The organism is Sphingomonas sp. GW821-FHT02B09, from assembly GCF_059421875.1.
The window spans coordinates 290,891-308,447 of sequence record NZ_JBWKVV010000004.1; the positions used below are offsets into that span (position 1 = coordinate 290,891).

Annotated in this window: 17 protein-coding genes and 1 tRNA gene; 11 read left to right on the plus strand and 7 right to left on the minus strand. The window is 64.5% G+C overall.

All coding sequences use genetic code 11. The features are described 5' to 3' along the window. Positions 1-299: 299 nt before the first annotated feature. The 8 genes from AC07U4_RS18010 (at position 300) to AC07U4_RS18045 (ending at position 6,674) form a co-directional block, all read left to right on the plus strand. Positions 300-2,471: a sodium-translocating pyrophosphatase gene (locus AC07U4_RS18010; RefSeq protein WP_495196355.1), complete on the plus strand. Its 2,172-nt coding sequence runs from the start codon at positions 300-302 to the stop codon at positions 2,469-2,471. A 468-nt stretch (positions 2,472-2,939) separates the two neighbouring features. Further along, positions 2,940-3,503, plus strand: a complete 564-nt coding sequence (locus tag AC07U4_RS18015) for a hypothetical protein (RefSeq protein WP_495196356.1) — start codon at positions 2,940-2,942, stop codon at positions 3,501-3,503. A 383-nt stretch (positions 3,504-3,886) separates the two neighbouring features. Continuing rightward, the gene (locus AC07U4_RS18020; RefSeq protein WP_495196357.1) at positions 3,887-4,297 is read left to right on the plus strand and encodes an alpha/beta hydrolase family protein; all 411 of its coding nucleotides are present in this window, start codon (positions 3,887-3,889) and stop codon (positions 4,295-4,297) included. A 326-nt stretch (positions 4,298-4,623) separates the two neighbouring features. Next, positions 4,624-4,869 (plus strand): translation initiation factor IF-1, encoded by a 246-nt coding sequence (infA, locus tag AC07U4_RS18025; protein WP_017977808.1) that lies wholly within the window; start codon positions 4,624-4,626, stop codon positions 4,867-4,869. 15 nt (positions 4,870-4,884) lie between these two features. After that, entirely contained in the window at positions 4,885-5,454 is a 570-nt protein-coding gene (locus AC07U4_RS18030) for a Maf family protein (protein ID WP_495196358.1), read from the plus strand. Then, the gene (locus AC07U4_RS18035; RefSeq protein ID WP_495196359.1) at positions 5,447-6,388 is read left to right on the plus strand and encodes a ribonuclease; all 942 of its coding nucleotides are present in this window, start codon (positions 5,447-5,449) and stop codon (positions 6,386-6,388) included. Before AC07U4_RS18030 ends, AC07U4_RS18035 begins: the two co-directional genes overlap by 8 nt. Beyond that, complete coding sequence (locus tag AC07U4_RS18040) at positions 6,385-6,558, plus strand: DNA gyrase inhibitor YacG (RefSeq protein WP_081974399.1); 174 nt, start codon at positions 6,385-6,387, stop codon at positions 6,556-6,558. Before AC07U4_RS18035 ends, AC07U4_RS18040 begins: the two co-directional genes overlap by 4 nt. A 40-nt stretch (positions 6,559-6,598) precedes the next feature. After that, a tRNA-Phe gene (locus tag AC07U4_RS18045) sits at positions 6,599-6,674 on the plus strand. A 106-nt stretch (positions 6,675-6,780) separates the two neighbouring features. On the opposite strand, the gene AC07U4_RS18050 is transcribed toward AC07U4_RS18045, so the two are convergent. The 6 genes from AC07U4_RS18050 to AC07U4_RS18075 all read right to left on the minus strand — a co-directional run bounded on the left by AC07U4_RS18050 (position 6,781) and on the right by AC07U4_RS18075 (position 13,906). Beyond that, positions 6,781-7,896: a DUF4062 domain-containing protein gene (locus tag AC07U4_RS18050; protein WP_495196360.1), complete on the minus strand. Its 1,116-nt coding sequence runs from the start codon at positions 7,894-7,896 to the stop codon at positions 6,781-6,783. Between the two features lie 316 nt (positions 7,897-8,212). Further along, entirely contained in the window at positions 8,213-8,653 is a 441-nt protein-coding gene (locus AC07U4_RS18055; protein ID WP_495196361.1) for a DNA cytosine methyltransferase, read from the minus strand. Then, on the minus strand, positions 8,626-10,386 hold the full coding sequence (locus AC07U4_RS18060) for a hypothetical protein (RefSeq protein ID WP_495196362.1): 1,761 nt from the start codon (positions 10,384-10,386) through the stop codon (positions 8,626-8,628). Before AC07U4_RS18060 ends, AC07U4_RS18055 begins: the two co-directional genes overlap by 28 nt. 39 nt (positions 10,387-10,425) lie before the next feature. Continuing rightward, on the minus strand, positions 10,426-12,762 hold the full coding sequence (locus AC07U4_RS18065) for a hypothetical protein (RefSeq protein WP_495196363.1): 2,337 nt from the start codon (positions 12,760-12,762) through the stop codon (positions 10,426-10,428). A gap of 113 nt (positions 12,763-12,875) precedes the next feature. Next, positions 12,876-13,367, minus strand: coding sequence for a hypothetical protein (locus tag AC07U4_RS18070; RefSeq protein WP_495196364.1), 492 nt, complete (start codon positions 13,365-13,367; stop codon positions 12,876-12,878). Between the two features lie 200 nt (positions 13,368-13,567). Beyond that, a complete protein-coding gene (locus AC07U4_RS18075) occupies positions 13,568-13,906 on the minus strand; it encodes a hypothetical protein (protein ID WP_495196365.1) in 339 nt (112 codons plus the stop codon). Positions 13,907-14,119: 213 nt separating this feature from the next. Here AC07U4_RS18075 and AC07U4_RS18080 point away from each other — a divergent pair, with 213 nt between their 5' ends. Continuing rightward, a complete protein-coding gene (locus AC07U4_RS18080) occupies positions 14,120-14,656 on the plus strand; it encodes an RNA polymerase sigma factor (RefSeq protein WP_495196366.1) in 537 nt (178 codons plus the stop codon). A 738-nt stretch (positions 14,657-15,394) separates the two neighbouring features. Then, positions 15,395-15,562, plus strand: a complete 168-nt coding sequence (locus AC07U4_RS18085; RefSeq protein ID WP_495196367.1) for a hypothetical protein — start codon at positions 15,395-15,397, stop codon at positions 15,560-15,562. Positions 15,563-16,327: 765 nt separating this feature from the next. Here AC07U4_RS18085 and AC07U4_RS18090 read toward each other — a convergent pair. Next, a complete protein-coding gene (locus AC07U4_RS18090; RefSeq protein WP_495196368.1) occupies positions 16,328-16,699 on the minus strand; it encodes a hypothetical protein in 372 nt (123 codons plus the stop codon). 265 nt (positions 16,700-16,964) lie between these two features. Here AC07U4_RS18090 and AC07U4_RS18095 point away from each other — a divergent pair. Continuing rightward, positions 16,965-17,557 (plus strand): IS110 family transposase (locus AC07U4_RS18095; RefSeq protein WP_495196369.1); only part of this gene is annotated, 593 nt, incomplete at its 3' end.

Genomic DNA, 17,557 nt, shown 5'->3' on the forward strand with positions numbered 1-17,557 from the left:
TCCCTCCGGCGGGCACATTGTAGCTATATAGCGGCATGGGTAGTCGATCCGGACGAGCGCATACCTTTCCGCTTCGCGATCAATACGGCACTTGGACGACGAGCTGCTGCAAACCGTTGCAAACATTTGCGTTATGACTTCCGGAATATCTCCGTACCGGCAAACATCCACGGCCTGCGGCGGCGACGGGTCATGATCGAACCCGCTTGCGCTCCCCGCGCCCGCGCCATAGCCTCCATCCAAGCGCCACGAGACCGGGACACATCGGCCGTGCGTCAACAGGAGAAGGAGATGCGAGAATGACCACGGTCTTCATCGCCATCCTCTGCGGCGTCATCGCCGTGGTCTATGGCTTCGTCACCAGCCAACAGGTGCTGCGCGCCTCGCCCGGCGATGCGAAAATGCAGGACATCGCCGCCGCCATCCAGGAAGGCGCCAAGGCCTATCTCGGCCGCCAATATACCACCATCGCGATCGTCGGCGTCATCGTCGCGGTCATCCTGTTCGCCGCACTGGGCGCGATCTCGACGATCGGCTTCGTCATCGGCGCCCTGCTGTCGGGCGTCGCCGGCTATGTCGGCATGAACATCTCCGTCCGCGCCAACGTCCGCACCGCCGAAGCCGCACGTCATTCGTTGCAGGGCGGCCTCACCATGGCGTTCCGCTCGGGCGCGGTCACCGGCATGCTCGTCGCCGGGCTCGGCCTGCTCGCGATCAGCGGCTTCTTCTGGTATCTCACCGGCCCCGCCGGCCATGCCCCCAACGACCGGATCATCGTCGAGGCGCTGACCGCGCTGGCGTTCGGCGCGTCGCTCATCTCGATCTTCGCGCGCCTCGGCGGCGGTATCTTCACCAAGGCGGCCGACGTCGGCGCCGACCTCGTCGGCAAGGTCGAGGCGGGCATCCCCGAGGACGATCCGCGCAATCCCGCGGTGATCGCCGACAATGTCGGCGACAATGTCGGCGATTGCGCGGGCATGGCCGCCGATCTGTTCGAGACGTACGTCGTTACGCTGGGCGTCACGATGATCTCGATCGCGCTGCTGATCCGCGCCGATGCGGCCGAACTGATGCGGCTGATGAGCCTGCCGTTGCTCGTCGGCGGCGTGTGCATCGTCACCTCGATCATCGGCACCTATGCGGTCCGCCTCGGCAAGGGCAGCATCATGGGCGCGCTCTACAAGGGCTTCTGGACGTCGGCGCTGCTGTCGATCCCCGCCATCTATCTCGCCACGCACTATGTGCTCGGCGACCTCCACCGCACGATCGGCAGCGCGGGCTTCCTCGACGCGGTGTCGGACGATCTCACCACCGGCTTCGACCGGCCCGCCGCGGCGGCGGGGGCGATCCCCAGCTTCACCGGCATGGACCTGTTCTGGTGCATGGTGATCGGCCTTGCCGTCACCGGACTGATCGTCTGGATCACCGAATATTACACCGGCACCAATTATCGCCCGGTCAAGTCGATCGCCGCCGCCAGCCAGACCGGCCACGGCACCAACGTCATCCAGGGCCTCGCGATCAGCCTCGAATCGACCGCGATGCCGACGCTGGTGATCGTCGTCGCAGTGATCGCCACCTACCAGCTCGCCGGGATCATCGGCATCGCCTTCGCCGCGACCGCGATGCTCGCGCTTGCCGGCATGGTGGTGGCGCTCGACGCCTACGGCCCGGTGACCGACAATGCCGGCGGCATCGCCGAGATGGCCGGCCTGCCCGACGACGTCCGCCAGCGTACCGACGCGCTCGACGCGGTCGGCAACACCACCAAGGCGGTGACCAAGGGCTATGCGATCGGCTCGGCCGGCCTCGCCGCGCTCGTGCTGTTCGGCGCGTATACGACGGACCTCCAGACCTACTTCCCCGACGTCACCGTTGATTTCAGCCTCTCGAATCCCTACGTCATCGTCGGCCTGCTGCTCGGCGCGCTGCTCCCCTATCTGTTCGGGGCGTTCGGCATGACCGCGGTCGGCCGCGCGGCGGGCGCGGTGGTCGAGGAGGTGCGCGGCCAGTTCCGCGACAATCCGGGCATCATGCTCGGCACCAGCCGCCCGAATTACGGCCGCACCGTCGACCTCGTCACCCGCGCCGCGATCCGCGAGATGATCGTGCCCTCGCTGCTGCCGGTGGCGAGCCCGATCGCGCTCTACTTCATCATCACCGCGGTGGCGGGCCAGGCGCAGGGCTTCGCCGCGCTCGGCGCGATGCTGCTCGGCGTGATCGTCTCCGGCCTGTTCGTCGCCATCTCGATGACCAGCGGCGGCGGCGCGTGGGACAATGCCAAGAAGTATATCGAGGACGGCAATTACGGCGGCAAGGGATCCGAGGCGCACAAGGCCGCGGTCACCGGCGACACCGTCGGCGATCCGTACAAGGACACCGCCGGCCCGGCGGTCAACCCGATGATCAAGATCACCAACATCGTCGCATTGCTGCTGCTGGCGGCGCTGGCGGCGGGCGGCGGCGGCTAAGCCCCACGAAAGGAGAGAGAGAGAGAGGTTGCCGCCTCTCCCATTCGTCATCCCGACGAACGTCGGGCCCCATGGACGCCCCGACGGGGCGGCAGCGCCCCACATCGGAGCTTACCGCAACCATAGGCCCCGGCCTCCGCCGGGGTGACGAACGGGGTGGCGACGCCATATCCCACGAACGCGACACCTCCGCGCCTCCGCGCCTCCGCGCGCAAATCCCTTCTTCCCTTCGCGCCTTCGCGCTTTCGCGCGAACCAGCCTTCCTCCCGACCCCGACCCCACCGATCGGCGCCCCGCCGCAATTTTCTCGACCGCGCCAACCCAAAGCTAACGTCAGGAAAGACAACGTTTCCTTCCAGCACCGTCGCCGACCCCGGTGCCCACCACGCAATCCGCCGGCCATTTCGTTGATAAATCGGTAAGGTCTGGTGCCTAGCCGCGCCTCCGATCGTGACGGAGCGGAAGACGATGAAAGACACACTTGCCGGCTTTATCGACAATGTGGGTCTGGCCGATACGTTCAACGTCCAGCACGACGATCCGCACAAGGCACGCAAGCCGCTGCTCGACGGGATCAAGCGCATGCGCGATCAGTTCGTCGCGCGCACCGGTGACACCAGCAAGGCGACGAGCCGTTGGTGGCAGATCAAGAACGGCGTCCTCGCCATGACGGTGAAGATCGGCGGCGAGACGCTGGAGATCAACGGCGCCACGACCAACCACCTGCCGGTCGATCGCTTCGAGGAATTCCTCGAAAAGTTCGAACAGGCGGTGGAAAGCGGCGCGTTCGACGACGAACTCAAGGCCAAGGGCATCGGCCGCGCGAGGACCCAGCGGGCGTCGGACGGCAAGGGCAGGATCATCGACAAACGCGCCGGCGGCCGGCATCCCAGCAACGACCGCCAGGATTGGGATGATCTGACCTGGGGACAGCGCCAGCAGATCGGTGCCTATTACCGCGCCGGCAAGAACCCCGACGGCACCGTGATCGCCACGGTCGGCTATCGCCCAGACGCCCCGCTGGTCGACTGAGGCGGGCGCGGGAACAGGGCTATCGCATATGGCTGCGGTGATGAGGATCGAGCCGCTTCCACATTGTCTGCGTCACCCCGGACTGGTTCCGGGGTCCACCTGACCCCAAGAGAACGGTGTCGAATCATGCCTTTCTCCTCGCCGCGGAGTGGACCCCGGAACCAGTCCGGGGTGACGGGGTGGGTTTGGAACACGGCGGATCCGCACAAATTCTCATATGCGATAGCCTTGGGCGCGGGAGGGGGCGCCCCGATGACGGGACGGCGCCCATGACGCCCCCCGCGCGTCATCCCGCCGAAAGCCGGGACCGATGGATGACGCGCGATCCATGATGCGCGAAACGTCGGCAGCCGTCACGATGGCCACCGTCACCCGCTCGATCATTGCGGTGCCACGATAGCAATATCAGGCACTTTCCAATCCGCACTTGCAGCCTGCCATGGCCCCGGTCATCCCCCCTCACGCGGGTTTGGGGGCAAGGCCGCAACGCGCAACTCCTCAACGGCAAGACCTTGGGACGCTATTGGAGCAAGCGCACGCAGGATCTGCATGGCGTCTCACCGCGCTTCGCCGCCGATCAGGTGTCGATCCCCGTCCTGTTGATGCACGGCAAGGCCGACCGCCGCGTCCCCGTCAAGCAATCGCGGCAGATGGCCGAAGCGTTGAAGGCGGCGGGCAAACCCTATGAATATATCGAACAACCTTTAGGCGACCACCATTTCACCCGCAGCGAAGACCGGCTGGAATTTCTCAAGGCCATGGGCGCTTTTCTGGCAAAACATAACCCAGCGTAAGAACTTAGCTTCAGCAACTAGACGTACATCTGCGTTCGGGGCGGCCTGCAAAGCAATCCGGCCTGTCCTACACGCCGACGATCTGCCATCCTCCCGATTTGCTCTTTGCCATCGTCGACTGTCCCCCCCGGGCCGGGCGGTCCCGCGACGCGTTCCGACGCCATGCGCTTGCCGAACCGCCCCGCGCTCCCCACATCCATGGTGTTGCCGACGGCGATATGCGTGAACTTTGTGAAGTTGGCGCCCGCACGCCGGTCCCCATTGCTTCCCTTTTTCGGCAGCCTGCGCTAAGGGCGCGCCCGAAGCACGCGAATAGAGGTTGATTTTTGGCCAAGGAAGAATTGCTCGAGATGCGCGGCCGCGTGGTGGAACTGCTCCCCAACGCGATGTTCCGTGTCCAGCTCGAAAACGATCACGAAATTCTCGGACATACCGCCGGCAAGATGCGCAAGAACCGCATCCGCGTGCTGGTCGGCGACGAGGTGCTGGTCGAACTCACCCCTTATGACCTGACCAAGGGGCGGATCACCTACCGCTTCATGCCCGGTCGCGGCGGTCCCGGCCCGCAATAAGCGGCCGCGACTCTCGTGTCGCTCGTTCTCGCCTCCTCGTCCCCGCGCCGCCGCGAACTGCTCGGCCGCCTCGGCCTCGTCGCCGACCGGATCACCGCGCCCGATATCGACGAGGCGCCGCTGCCTGCCGAACGTCCGCGCGACTATGTGCTGCGCATCGCCTGCGCCAAGGCGCGCGCGGTCGACCGTGCACCGGACGAGGTCATCCTCGCCGGCGACACCACGATCGCGGTCGGCCGCCGCATCCTCGGCAAGCCGGCGGACGAGGCTGACCTGCGCCGCATGCTGGCGCTGCTGTCCGGTCGCCGCCACCATTGCCTGTCCGCGGTCGCGGTGATCGACACCGCGGGGACGCTGCGCCATCGCCTGTCCGACACGATCGTCGCCTTCCGCCCGCTCGATGCCGCCGAGATCGATGCCTATGTCGCCAGTGGCGAGGGCGAGGGCAAGGCTGGCGGCTATGCCATCCAGGGCCGCGCCGAGGCCTTCGTCCGCTTCCTCCACGGCAGCCATTCGGGCGTCGTCGGCCTGCCGCTGATGGAGACGCGCGCGCTGCTGCGCACCGCTGGCCTGCCGCTTGCCTGAGTGGCTCTATGAGGCCGGCATCGGCGAAGCGCGCGCCGCGCTGGTCGAGGACGCCCATATCGTCGAGGCCGCGATCGAACGGCCCGACCCGCTCCGCCTCGGTTCCGTCGCTCGCGCGCGACTGGTCGAACTGACCGCCGGCGGCATGGGCCGCCTCGACATCGCCGGCCATGACGCGGTGATCGCGCGCATCCCCCCCGGCATCACCAAGGGCGCCGCTTTCACCGTCCAGATCGTGCGCGAGGCGATCCCCGAAGCCGGCCGCGCCAAACCCGCCCGCGCCGTCGCCAGCGATGCGCCGCTCGGCGAAGGCCCCGACCTGCTCGCCCGCCTCCACGCCACCGGCCTGCCGGTCCGCACGCTGCGGCCACACGAACCCGACGCGCTCGAAGCGGCCGGCTGGTCCGAACTGCTCGAAGAGGCGACCGGTGGCGAGATCGTCTTTCCCCTCGGCGGCCTGCGGATGTCGCCGACCCCGGCGATGACGCTGTTCGACGTCGACGGGCCGCCGCCGCTTGATCCGCTCGCCATCGCCGCTGCGCGCGCCGTCGCACTGGCGATTCGGCGCCACGCGATCGGCGGCTCGATCGGCATCGACTTCCCGACGCTCGCCAACAAGGCGGCACGGCAGGCGGTGGCGGAGGCGATCGACGCCACCCTGCCGCCGCCGTTCGAGCGCACCGCGGTCAACGGCTTCGGCTTCCTGCAAATCGTTCGCCCCCGCCCGCGCGCCTCGCTGCCCGAGCTGCTGCGCGCCGACCCGGTCGGTGCCGCCGCCCGCGCGACGCTGCGCCGGCTCGAACGCGAGCCGCCGGGCAGCCCGCTGCACCACCGCCTGCCGGCCGCGGTCCACGCCTGCCTGACCAGCCACCCCGACTGGCTGGCGGAGCTCGCCCGCCGCACCGGCGTCACCCACCGACTGGACTGCGCATGACCGACAAGACCTGCCCGATCTGCAGCAAACCGGCGACGCCGGAACACACGCCCTTCTGCTCGCGCGGCTGCCGCGACCGCGATCTGCTGCAATGGCTTGGCGAGGGATATCGCCTGCCGGTGAAGGACGAAGAGAAAGACGGGGTAGACAGCATCGATTCCGCTGACTAAAGGCCGCGCTCCGATCGCGAGCATCCTCGCTTTCCACCCTGCCCGGGTAGCTCAGTTGGTAGAGCATGCGACTGAAAATCGCAGTGTCGGCGGTTCGAATCCGTCCCCGGGCACCACTTCCCTGCCGGCTTTCACGAAAGCCTGCTCATTTTTTCAGAACCACAGTTTGGATTGCGACGAACTGCAGGACGAGGTTGTCCTCGCGGTCCTCCTTCTATCGCTTTAATTTGAGAACTGACGACGCAGTGGCACGAGGATGTCCTCGATGAGGGGCGTCCTGTCCAGACGTAGGGCGGCCCGTCGTATGCACATCGTGATAGGACGACGCTCCTCCTGACCCATTCCAATCTGCATAGAACCGCCACTGGCTGCCTGTTGAGCCCGTGTCCGCCAAGCCCGGTATTCAGCGCCTGTGATGTGGCATGCCACCCCAAGGTGCGTCAGGCGCTGCGTTGGGTCGATCCTCTCGGTCGCCGCCGCCGCATAACCGAGTGCCGCACCGAGTCGCGCACGGACGACCTCTTCGATGATCATCAACCCACGGAAACCGCCCATTCTATCTCGGGTTACAGTGTCTTCTAGGGAAAGGCGGAAGAGCATGGCCCCCTGTTCGGTGAGACGGATCGAGGCACCCCGCTCCTGGCTGACAAGGAGGTCCGATCCGTCAAGCTGCACCGCGCTGCCCTTCGTACGATCGAAAAGACGATTGTCGCCATAAAGCGCCGACTGCTCCATGTGCTCCCCTAACGCAGGATCTTCCATCTGCATCGGGCGCAGTATGCGCTGCGTGGGACCTCCGACGATCGCTATTTCAAGCGTGGTGGAAGGACTGTTGTTGCGCCGGTCTGGCGGGATCAGGCCGATTGCCTGGGAGACGAGCTGATCCTGGTCGACCGGACCTACGGCGTTGGCTAGCGTGTAGTCGTGAAGAGCACGGGTGATGCCGTCCTGAAGGTCCGAAGCGTCGGTGAAGCCGCTACGGAAGAGGCCGCCTTCCCAAGCCTGAACCTCGTCGATGAATGCCTTCTGTTCCGGCTGTGGATCGATACCCTGCTGGATGAACGCAAGTATGGGTCTTGTCTCGCGGGCTTCCCGATACTCCTGGTGCGTCGCGGAAATCGCCGAGCCCTGCGGAACAAACCCATAGTCCGGTCCTAGGACGAGCACGACGACATCAGCCGAGCGGACGCCCTGCAGACAGGCTATCTGGGACGAGTTTGGCTGCGCACCGAAATCTTCGGCCATGACGGCTTCGTTGCGTAGAGTCGTCACGGCTCTACGAGCTGCGTCCCGATAAGGACCGAACCCCGAAATCAGCGAACTGATAAAAACCTTCATTAACTAAACCCCCGACCGCTGAACGGTCTTGTCTATCGACATTGGGATCGGTCCCCAGGTCAGATCGACTATGAAACAGCGCTTCTGTTCGAGTTCCGTTCCCTGTCGAGATTTCCACCGCGTCCTACACGCCCAAGATGACTGGTCCTTCGTCATCCGAAGATCTTATGTCGGAAAGCCGCATGCCGTCGTAGATACAATAGTCATGCCGCTGACGGCGCTCCAGTCGTATCCTAGAGTCAGAATCGATCAGGATCGTCAGAGCCTGACCAGCACCTTCTCCTTGGTCCAGCGCTCGGCGGCGCGACGGTCGCGCTCAACACCTCACTGACGCGATCAAGCGGGCAAGCCGTAGACATTCGCCTTCCGCATGAGCATCCTGCGTTCGTCGCGCATTTATTCCGTTATGTCGCTTCAGGTCGACCGTGACCGAACCAGTAATGATGGGGAACGGGACTCGCCCATTACCGTCGTGACCATCTCCGGCATCGGATGTGGTGTCATCGTGTTCGGACGAGGCCACCGTGAACGCGCGACGCCGCAGCTGAGGCGCACCGTGCTCGGCGGCATCGAGAACCCATGTGGCGACCACATAGCCGAGCGCTTCCAGGGAAGCGGCGAGCTCGCGCCACTGGGGCGAGGCGAGGAACGGCGGCACGTTCTCGATCACCACGACGCTGGCCTTCGATGCGGCGACCCAGCGCGGCACCTCGAGCGCAAGGGCGCCTGTCATCTCTGGAGATGCATGTGCGTCCATGGCGCGGCCTGCCTCACGTCGAGCCGGCACAGTTCCCGAAGCCGGTGCTGCGCAGCGTAGGCCATGACCCTGGCGTCGTAGTCGCGATCCCTCGGCTTCGCGAAGTTCCAGTCCGGCGGATTGAACGTCGAGAACCCGTTGATCGTCGGCTTCCTCCAGATCTCCGCCAAGAGCATCCCGTCGACGTTGTGCGGATAGCGATCGTCCATGTATTCGTTAAGGTAGATCGGTTCGCTACGACGCGACGAGGTGACGTAGAAGACGGAACAGCCTGCCGGAGGCGTCGGTATGCTCCACAGCGCCGCGCGCTGGGTCGATCGGCTGAGCTGGGCCGCGGTCTCGGCACTAAGGTTCTCCGCCACCATGAGGCCTGCAAAAACGGCAAGCATCACCGGAGACCGGCGCGCCATCTCGGCTGCTCTGGCACGCCATACGGCGATCACGATCAGCAGAAAGGGGAGCGTTAGCCAGAGCTGATACCTCGATACGACCCTCATGCCCTTCGCGCCCGGTACCAGCTCGAACACGATTCCCCAGGGCGATGCGACCCAGAGCTGGACGGTGAGCAGCCATGCGATCATCATGGCGAGCGCGAAGGAGCGAAGCTCGACGGACGAGCGGCTTCCGTCGGCAAGCCGGCCATGGACGATCACCCGCCAGGCGCTCGTCACGACCAGCAGGAACATGATCACTGGAAATCCGGCCTCGTGCTCGCCGCGGAGCACGCGCCCCGGCAGCGCAGGATCGTCCGGCAGCAGACGGTGCACCAGCGCCAGCAGGGGCTGGAAGATCCAGCCCCACATGTAGTTCTGGGGACCGACGTTGATCATGTCGACGAGCGGCGTGACCAGATAGCCGAGCATCTCGTAATAGTCCTCGCCGCCCGTCTCGCGCACCTTCGGCAAATACACCGCCAGGAACGGCACGATCATGATCAGGAACGCACCCATCCCGACCGAAATCGTCAGGACGTGCGATCTCACGAATGCAATCACGTCCCTGGGCTTCCAGGTTCCGCCAAGGACGGCTCGGCAGAGCACGTAGAGGCAGGCCGAGAAGATCGTGAACCACGCCATGTAGTACGAGGTCAGGAGCCACGCCGCCATTAGGGCGGACAGCGCCACGGAGAGAAGCATGGCCTTCGGCCTCCGCCGGGACGCCTCCGCACGGACCGTCGAGACGGCGAGGATGAGAGCGACGGGGAGCAGCGCCACGCTCTGCAGCTGTGCGTGCCACGCCTGCAGCGAGATGTTGCTCGCTACGGTGAAGAGCACCGCGGCCAGGACGGCGGCGCCGCGCCCCCAGCCAAGCGTCCGGTACACGAACAGATAGGAGCCGACGTATCCGATCGTCTTGAACGTGAAGATGTTCAGCGTGTCCGCGTGGAACGGATCGGCGAATAGGCGCCAGAACGAATAGACGATTCCATACAGCAGGTAGCCGTCGTTGTATCCGAGCGTGTCGGCGTACGGATGGAAGTAGAAGGACGAGCGCCATGCCGACACGCCGCTTAGGACGTTGCGCCAATGCTCCAGGATCGAGATCTCGATGATGCCGTCGCCACGGTCGCCGAAGCCGAGATCGAAACCGCTGGTAAGGGGGACGCGGAAGAAGATGGCTATGGCGAGGATGTAGCCGATCGATGCCCATGACCATGCGCCACGGCTCAAGCCGGTCCCCTCGCCTTGCGCGAACGGCTTCCTCTCATCGGCTGGAACGCAGGTCTCGGGCATCGATGTCGTCTTCCTGGAAGGCATTCTGGATCCTGGCGGCTACTGGAACTGCTTCCTGAGCGAAAGTCGTATAGAGCGACCGAGCGGATCCACCTCGTCCCCCGTGAAACCGGGAGCGGTCGATCCATTCGGCGTCCGCGCGTGCCGGTAGCCGCGCAGGAGGTTCGTCACGTCTACCGACATCTTCATCCGCCTGGTCCAGGCAGGCGCCTTCGCGCCACCGAGCACGCGGCCGAAGTCGAGGAAGGCCGATACGTTGAACAGCATGGGGTAGGACAGCCTGAGGGGGCGATCATCACCCCGTATCCAGGACGGACTTCGCCATGCCGCCGTCACGCTTCCGCCGAAGGATCTGCGGCCCACGGTTCCCCTGAGGTCCAGCTGATGGCGAGACGCTCCGGTGCCATCCAGCCGGTCGATCACAGGCATCCCGGTCCGGACGACAATCTCGTTGAGGAGTCTGAACTGATGGCCGAGGACTATGCCAAACAACATACGCTCTTTCGAAGATCGACCCGAAGGGCGCCCGCCGGACCGAAGGGTAATCGTCGAGGAGATCGTGGCGTCGCGTTGCCGCTCGATCCGTATGGGGCGGGCGTCTACGGAAAGCAGCAAGCCTGACGGATCCCGCCTTATGCGGTCGTGGAAGGCCGCTTCGATGAGCGGCGTCAGTTCGGGAAACGCGAATGCGCCGCCGGTGCTGTCCGACCGTCGATAGACGACGTTGAGGCTCAGATCCGGACGTTCGACCGAACGGACAGTGGCGCCCAGCATGACGCTGGTCTGTGTCCCTTCCACGAGATCCGGATTTCCGCCAGTCGTCCAGGGCACGTCGACGAAGCGACCGGTCGCATAGTCGTAGATTCGACTGATCGACGTCATGGACGACGACGCAATCTGATCGGGGGACGGCGAGCTGTGCGAGAGATCGCCGGAGGCCCTCAACTGTATCTCCGGCAGGGGCGACCATGCAAGCGCGGCGCCGTATCCCAGTTCCGCGGGCGTTGCGCGCGACTTCTGGCGATCAAGCGAGAGATCGAGTGCGAGGTCGCCGAGCGCCGAGAAGGAGGCGCCGACGCCCGACAGCGGGGCGCTCACCGAGATCTGACCTCCCTCCTGAGCGAAACGCGACGCCGAAGACGAGCTCGATCGGAGAGCCTCGACGGTCGACGACGATCGACCGCCTGCGATCGATCCCGACACGCTCCAGGACATGGGGCCGCCAGGCAGATTGAACATGGCCCTCTGGGCCGAGAACCTTAAGTTCGAATTGATCGTTCGCGACCTGGTTCTGGTGCCGGCATAGGCCTCTCGATAGTACAGGGTTCCGCCCTCGCCTGCCCCCTCCGCAGCCCTCAGCCGGTCCAGACCGGCGTCGTCGAACCCAAGATCGGCAATCGCGCGGCCACGACTGCCGGAAAGCGAAGCGGCGACGTTGATCTGCGTTCCCGACGCGATCCCGGACAGGGACATCGAAGTGCCCAGCGTCTCCTGCATCGTCCGACTGCGCAGGGGGACGACCCCGGTGACCAGCATCCCGCTCGCAGACGACGGTGTCCTGGCCATATCGAAGTCCGGCAGGAACAGGGTCGGCAGCCCCGCGCTGCCCTCGCTGGTCGTCGACGAGGCGTCGATGCCGAGCGAGACGGAGAAGGGTCCCACGGGCTGCGTGACGCCGACGTTCGCGGCCGCACTGCGCACTGCGGGCAGCAGAGTTTCGGTCGAGCCGCTCGCCTCCCTCGATCGGGAGAAGCCGGGCGTCGGGAGCCGGTCCTCAGGGTCTGTCGTCGCCGGTATCGAGCGAGCGGACTTCGACAGTTCGCCCTGGCGGCCAAACTGAAGTCCGGCGGTCCAACGCGCATCGCCATCGATGGCGCTTCGCGAGACGCCGAGGTTCCCACCCGACTGACCTCCGGCAGTCGCTGCGTTCACCGCGCCTTCCACCTCGGTGCTGGCGAACTTCGACTTCAGGACGAGATTGACGACCCGCCCGTCTGCACGGCCTCCGAACTTACGTGCGGCGGCAGACGTCAGCACGGTAATCTTACGCAGCGCCTCGACTGGAAAGTTCGCGATACCGTCATCGGCGCCGACCAGCCTTCCGTTCACGAGAAGCGTCGTGGGATTGCCGGTCGGATCGAGGAAGGGCTGGAGATCCCCGAGAAGCTCTCGAATGGTGTCGGCCCCGCTCGCCGCGATCTCGCCCTCGCCGATCTCCAGATCGGCCGGCGGCTCGGCGGGGCGCCGCCCCAGGACGACGATGTCGTCCGTGCCAAGAGGGCCGGCACGCTGAACGCCGACAGGGGCCGCGACGGCGGACTGCGGGCGGACCGGTCCGCTCCCGACGAGCGCGATCGTGCCGAATGTCGCGAGCATGCCATGCTCCTGCAGGGGGCGACGGACACTAGGCGCCGAACCATCGCGTCGCCCTACGAAGGTGGGAAGTGCCGCCGCTCGTCAGCGGCAACACTCCCCTCCGATCTAGTGGATCAGAAGATCGCCCACAGGACACGACCATTCGAATCGTAGATCACGAGGTTGCCGTCGTTCTGGACGGCGAGCCGAGCGTTGGGGTGCCCGTCGGTCCCGGTATCCCAGACGGAAAACTCGTGCAGGACGTCGTTCTGCTTCGCGTAGTAGACAACAAGGTTGCCATCGGGCTGGAACCGGGCGCGCACCGACATGTTCGGACTAGGCGCGCAATTCTGAACGTCCACGGCCCACACGGCCTTGGTGTTGTTCTTGTAGAGAACTAGGTTGCCGTCCTTCTGGAAGATCAGCTTGTAGACGCCGTTCGGCGAAAAAATCGTCGAGTCGGGAAAGAGGCTGACGTTCTGCGCGGCGGTCACCGACCCCGTATACGACACCTGGGCGCTATTCACGTAAGCGCCAGTGATGCAGCCCCTGGCATAGGACGGCGATGCGCAGCCGAATGCAATCGCTGCCGTGGCCACCGTGGCAGCCAAATTCATCTTCTTCATGAAACCCCCACTTCGAATACCGATAATTTGTCGGCGAAGTCGCGATATTTTACTATGTGATATTTGGTCAACATGCTGTTGTTGCAACTAGCGCCCGCTTGGCAGGTCGCAGCGACTAACGTCATGATAAACGCGCAAAGATTTATTTATATTGATCACCTTTTGCTTTAGTGTGACAGTCTGAAAATCAGTAAGTGACGCTAACCAATCAAAGATGCTGCGCCATCATCTTCATTGATCGCCGACCAGGATTTCTGCTTAATATCAAGCGCTTGACGTCGAGCGGCAATTTTGGAGGCGATCTGCCGATTACGGCTGAGCAGACGAGTCCGGTTTTCGATTCCCGCTGGCTCGACCGACGACCTGCTTGACCGGCAATGCGTTTGGAGAAGCCCCGCGAGCGAATCGGGACCTCTCGTCGAACGCCCGAAGACTTCGCTGTGACCGCTTGCCGCGCCGCCGGCGGCAGAGGACAGTTTGGCGACGATATCTTGACGTGACGACGAGTCAGGTCGATCTGGACGGATGCCGTTTGCCATTAGCTATATGCGGTCCGACGTGACGGGATCGATATCCAGCTTCCCGCCTGTCGATGAGGGGAGCGACACGAGAAAGATGTCGGACCCGCGCAGATCAGCAAAGACGAACGAGAGCATGTCCGCTGGCGCCCCCTCGGACGCGGATCTCCCGAACGATGACGATGGTTCTGCCGTCTTGCGGCATCTCGCATGTCCTACCGTGAGCGGGACACGATGACCGCGGACGAGATGCAGCAAGACTTTCGGAGAACGAAGACGACGATCCGTCGCCTGCTCGTGGCTCGCCTCGGCAATACGGGGGCCGCCGACGAGCTGCTGTCGCGGATGCAGGCGCGGGTCGAACGGCAGGCGGTCCGTGTGGCCGGCGATCCCTCAACGTTCCTGCTTCGCCTGGCGAACGAACTCGCCACCGAGCAACGCATCGCGACCCGACGCTCGGTGCCAGAACCCTGGCGAGGGTCGGAGCATGATGCAGAGGCGATGTACCGGACGGACGAGTCAGAACCGAATGTTCTTCGGAAGGTAATCTCGATGATGCCCGAGCCGATGTCGACCGCGGTCCGGCTGTTCCGCTTGGATGGGCTATCCGAGCCGGCAATAGCGGATCGTCTGCGGGTCGATGTGAAAAACGTCCGCATGATGCTGTTGGACGGCTACCGGATGATGCTGGAAGAACGTCCGACCCCAGGATCGGACGGTGTCGGAGGATCCAGCGAAGACCGTGATACGTCATCGCCGGCCCGTCGCTGACATGAAAAGCGATGAGCCGCGCGTGGCCGCGAGAGGCCGATGGAGGCCGGATGCAGCCGCTTGCGCGGCGAAACTTAGTGGAGGGGCATGAGCAATCGCGAAGCGTCGGCCACTCCAACGTACGACTGGCCCTGGATCGGCAGGCTAGCGGTGAAGCTGTGCATCCTGACCGCCCTTCTTCTCGCTGCACTCCCCGGCGGCTCGGCTCGGCCTCGGGTCCACGACCCACAGGCTACCGGCGGCGCTCATCTTCGCCATCGGCTGCCACCTCTAGACTAGAAAAGGGTCCCCACCCTGCCCCAAGCGATCAGTGCATGATTAGCCTTCGGCATGAGGATGGCACGGCCCAGTTTCGCTCCCATCAGTCTAGCTGCATCCCATCAACAAGCATCCAGCGCGCAATCTCGAGGCGCCGTCGCCGTAGGGGAAGATGCGCGGGGACTCCAGACTCGAGCGCTGGAAGCCGCGGATGCCTGGACCACCGATCCATCAGGTACTGTGTAGCCTATCGAAGACGTGGAACGGCGAAACGCTCGGCACAGGTCAACCATCCGATGCCGCCGTCCGCGGCCAGGGTGCGTGGATCGGCGACACCACCCTGTCACGTTCCCGCTCGCTCAAGGTGCCAAGTGGCACCGTATCGTTTTGCCGAGATGATCCCCGTGCCTGTGCCATCGAGGGCCACAATTCATGCAGGAGGGACTTGCGTGCGCGGGCCTTGAGCATAGGGCGCCGACCATGCTCTGGATCAAGACCGACGCCGATGAGAAGACCTTGGCGCTAGCCCTTACGGCGGTGCCCGACTTCGAGGTGTTCAAGGCCTATGAAGCGGTCGGCATCATGGGCGACGCTCGCGCAATGGCACTATGCGCGATCGAGCTGCGAAAGCGGTGGCTGCTGCAATAGGCAGGGGAGTACTCCCTGGCCGATCGGAACCACCACGGAGGTGTCAGAATGTCGGTGCGACGTTCAACGGATCAAGCCGGTAGCCGAAGGACCCGCTCGTGCCTCCTGCTCGTCCTGCTGCCCTTGAATCGACTCCTGCGACGGCAAGGGGGCTGGAAGGCGCGTGGGAGCTTCGCAGCGGAGAGACCAGGATCTTCCGCATCGACATTATACGGTCCGGGCGCCACGTCTCGCCATGGGCGCCCTGGCCAGAGACGTGACGATCCAGGTCGTGATCGAGAACCTCATGCTCGCAGCCTGCGGCGCCCTCTGGGGACTGTTCCCCGGGATCGCGATGGCACACGTCGCGACCATCTCATGGGATGGCCAGCTGTGCTCAGCATGCCTCTGAGCATCGGCGTCATGACGATGGCCATGTCCGCTGCGATCGTGATCGGCATGGCAGGCGGGAGAGCCTCCGCGGCCACACCGCCAGCAGCGCGGCGAAGTGACGTCGATATCGGCTAGGGGACGCTGGCCGCCCCCATCTGCTCCGGTAGTGCCCATAGCTGGTCTGCCGTCGTCGGCTATGGCATCCATTCGCCCATCAAGATGACGAGGCACGTCATTGGCTCGAGGCTACACGGCGCGTTAGCCTCATCGAGACCGCTTGCGGTATGCTCGAATTTATACGTGCAAGTTGGCCGCGCCTTGATCAACGATCCTGGGGCGCAAAAGCCATTCGGACATTCCGGCGGCTAAGACGATCGACCGGTATCTGCGGTCCTACGGCCCCCGAGTGCGCTGCCTCTTTAGCATCTCGAGAGCTCCGACCGCCTTCGCGAGCGCCACCTCTGCCGCATGGATGTCGGCGAGGAGCGTCATTTCGCTCCTGTCGCTCATCGCCAGCATCGCGAGCAGGACCGCGTCCGACTCGCGCGCAAGGCATACGAGGTAATAGCCGCTCGGCCCTGCCGATCCGTTTATCCAATTGCGTGCCGTCCTTTCCGACGCGCCCGTCCATCGCATGACGGTCTTGGTTGGTGCACCCATCCCGCCCAATTCCTCGCGGATCGCGTCGCGTATCCGCGCCAGATACTCCGACTCGTTCGGCAAGTTTCTCACGGGGGGCAGTCTCCTGCCGCTTTTCGGAATCATGCTGCCGACCCTTTCCAACTATAGAGCAGGAGCAGCATAGCGGGCTGCTAGGGCGATCTTCAGGTCATGATGGTAATCAAGTGGGACGAGCCCGTCAAAGGACAATCACCTCCGTCCAAGATTAGGGCGGCACAGTATGTGCGCATGTCGACTGATCAGCAGCAGATGGCATGACCATTTGCGGCGTCCGGCATGGCTGGCAGGATCGCCTTGAGCGATAGCAAGCCGCGCTCCCGACAACGGCTTGCAGCCAATGGAGCAAGCCATGGACAGCTTCGACGCTTTCGTAGGTCTCGACGTTCACAAGGACAGCATCTCGGTCGCGGTGGCGAACAGCGGCCGGGATGGAGAGATCCGGATGATCGGGACGATCACCAACACGCCGGACGCGATCGCCCGCATGATCCGTAAACTTGCCCAAAAGCACGGACGGATCGAGGTGACGTACGAGGCTGGTCCCTGCGGCTATGGCATCTACCGGCAACTTGCGGGGATGGACATCCCGTGCCGGATCGTGGCGCCGAGCCATACGCCGAAGCGTCCCGGCGACCGGGTCAAGAACGACACGCGCGACGCCATGATGCTTGCCCGTCTCCTGCGTTCGGGCGAGTTGACGTTCGTATGGGTGCCGGATACGACGCACGAGGCGATGCGCGACCTGGTTCGCGCCCGGCAGGTAGCGGCACAGGATGTCCGCGCCGGCCGGGCGTTGATCCAGATGTTCATCCTCAAACACGGCTTCCGTGCGACCGGCAAGGCGTGGAGTCTCCGCTACCGCACTTGGCTTTCCACCCTGAAGTTCGAACATCCCGCACAGAAGCTGGCGCTGCAAAGCTACATCAACCGGCTCGAGCAGGC

What these genes read in the sequence shown, in the direction of transcription:
- AC07U4_RS18010 (WP_495196355.1), top strand. Translation starts at nt 300, where the DNA reads ATGACCACGGTCTTCATCGCCATCCTCTGCGGCGTCATCGCCGTGGTC.
- AC07U4_RS18015 (WP_495196356.1), top strand. Translation starts at nt 2,940, where the DNA reads ATGAAAGACACACTTGCCGGCTTTATCGACAATGTGGGTCTGGCCGAT.
- AC07U4_RS18040 (WP_081974399.1), top strand. Translation starts at nt 6,385, where the DNA reads ATGACCGACAAGACCTGCCCGATCTGCAGCAAACCGGCGACGCCGGAA.
- AC07U4_RS18050 (WP_495196360.1), bottom strand. Translation starts at nt 7,896, where the DNA reads ATGAAGGTTTTTATCAGTTCGCTGATTTCGGGGTTCGGTCCTTATCGG.
- AC07U4_RS18055 (WP_495196361.1), bottom strand. Translation starts at nt 8,653, where the DNA reads ATGGACGCACATGCATCTCCAGAGATGACAGGCGCCCTTGCGCTCGAG.
- AC07U4_RS18060 (WP_495196362.1), bottom strand. Translation starts at nt 10,386, where the DNA reads ATGCCCGAGACCTGCGTTCCAGCCGATGAGAGGAAGCCGTTCGCGCAA.
- AC07U4_RS18065 (WP_495196363.1), bottom strand. Translation starts at nt 12,762, where the DNA reads ATGCTCGCGACATTCGGCACGATCGCGCTCGTCGGGAGCGGACCGGTC.
- AC07U4_RS18070 (WP_495196364.1), bottom strand. Translation starts at nt 13,367, where the DNA reads ATGAAGAAGATGAATTTGGCTGCCACGGTGGCCACGGCAGCGATTGCA.
- AC07U4_RS18075 (WP_495196365.1), bottom strand. Translation starts at nt 13,906, where the DNA reads ATGGCAAACGGCATCCGTCCAGATCGACCTGACTCGTCGTCACGTCAA.
- AC07U4_RS18080 (WP_495196366.1), top strand. Translation starts at nt 14,120, where the DNA reads ATGACCGCGGACGAGATGCAGCAAGACTTTCGGAGAACGAAGACGACG.
- AC07U4_RS18085 (WP_495196367.1), top strand. Translation starts at nt 15,395, where the DNA reads ATGCTCTGGATCAAGACCGACGCCGATGAGAAGACCTTGGCGCTAGCC.
- AC07U4_RS18090 (WP_495196368.1), bottom strand. Translation starts at nt 16,699, where the DNA reads ATGATTCCGAAAAGCGGCAGGAGACTGCCCCCCGTGAGAAACTTGCCG.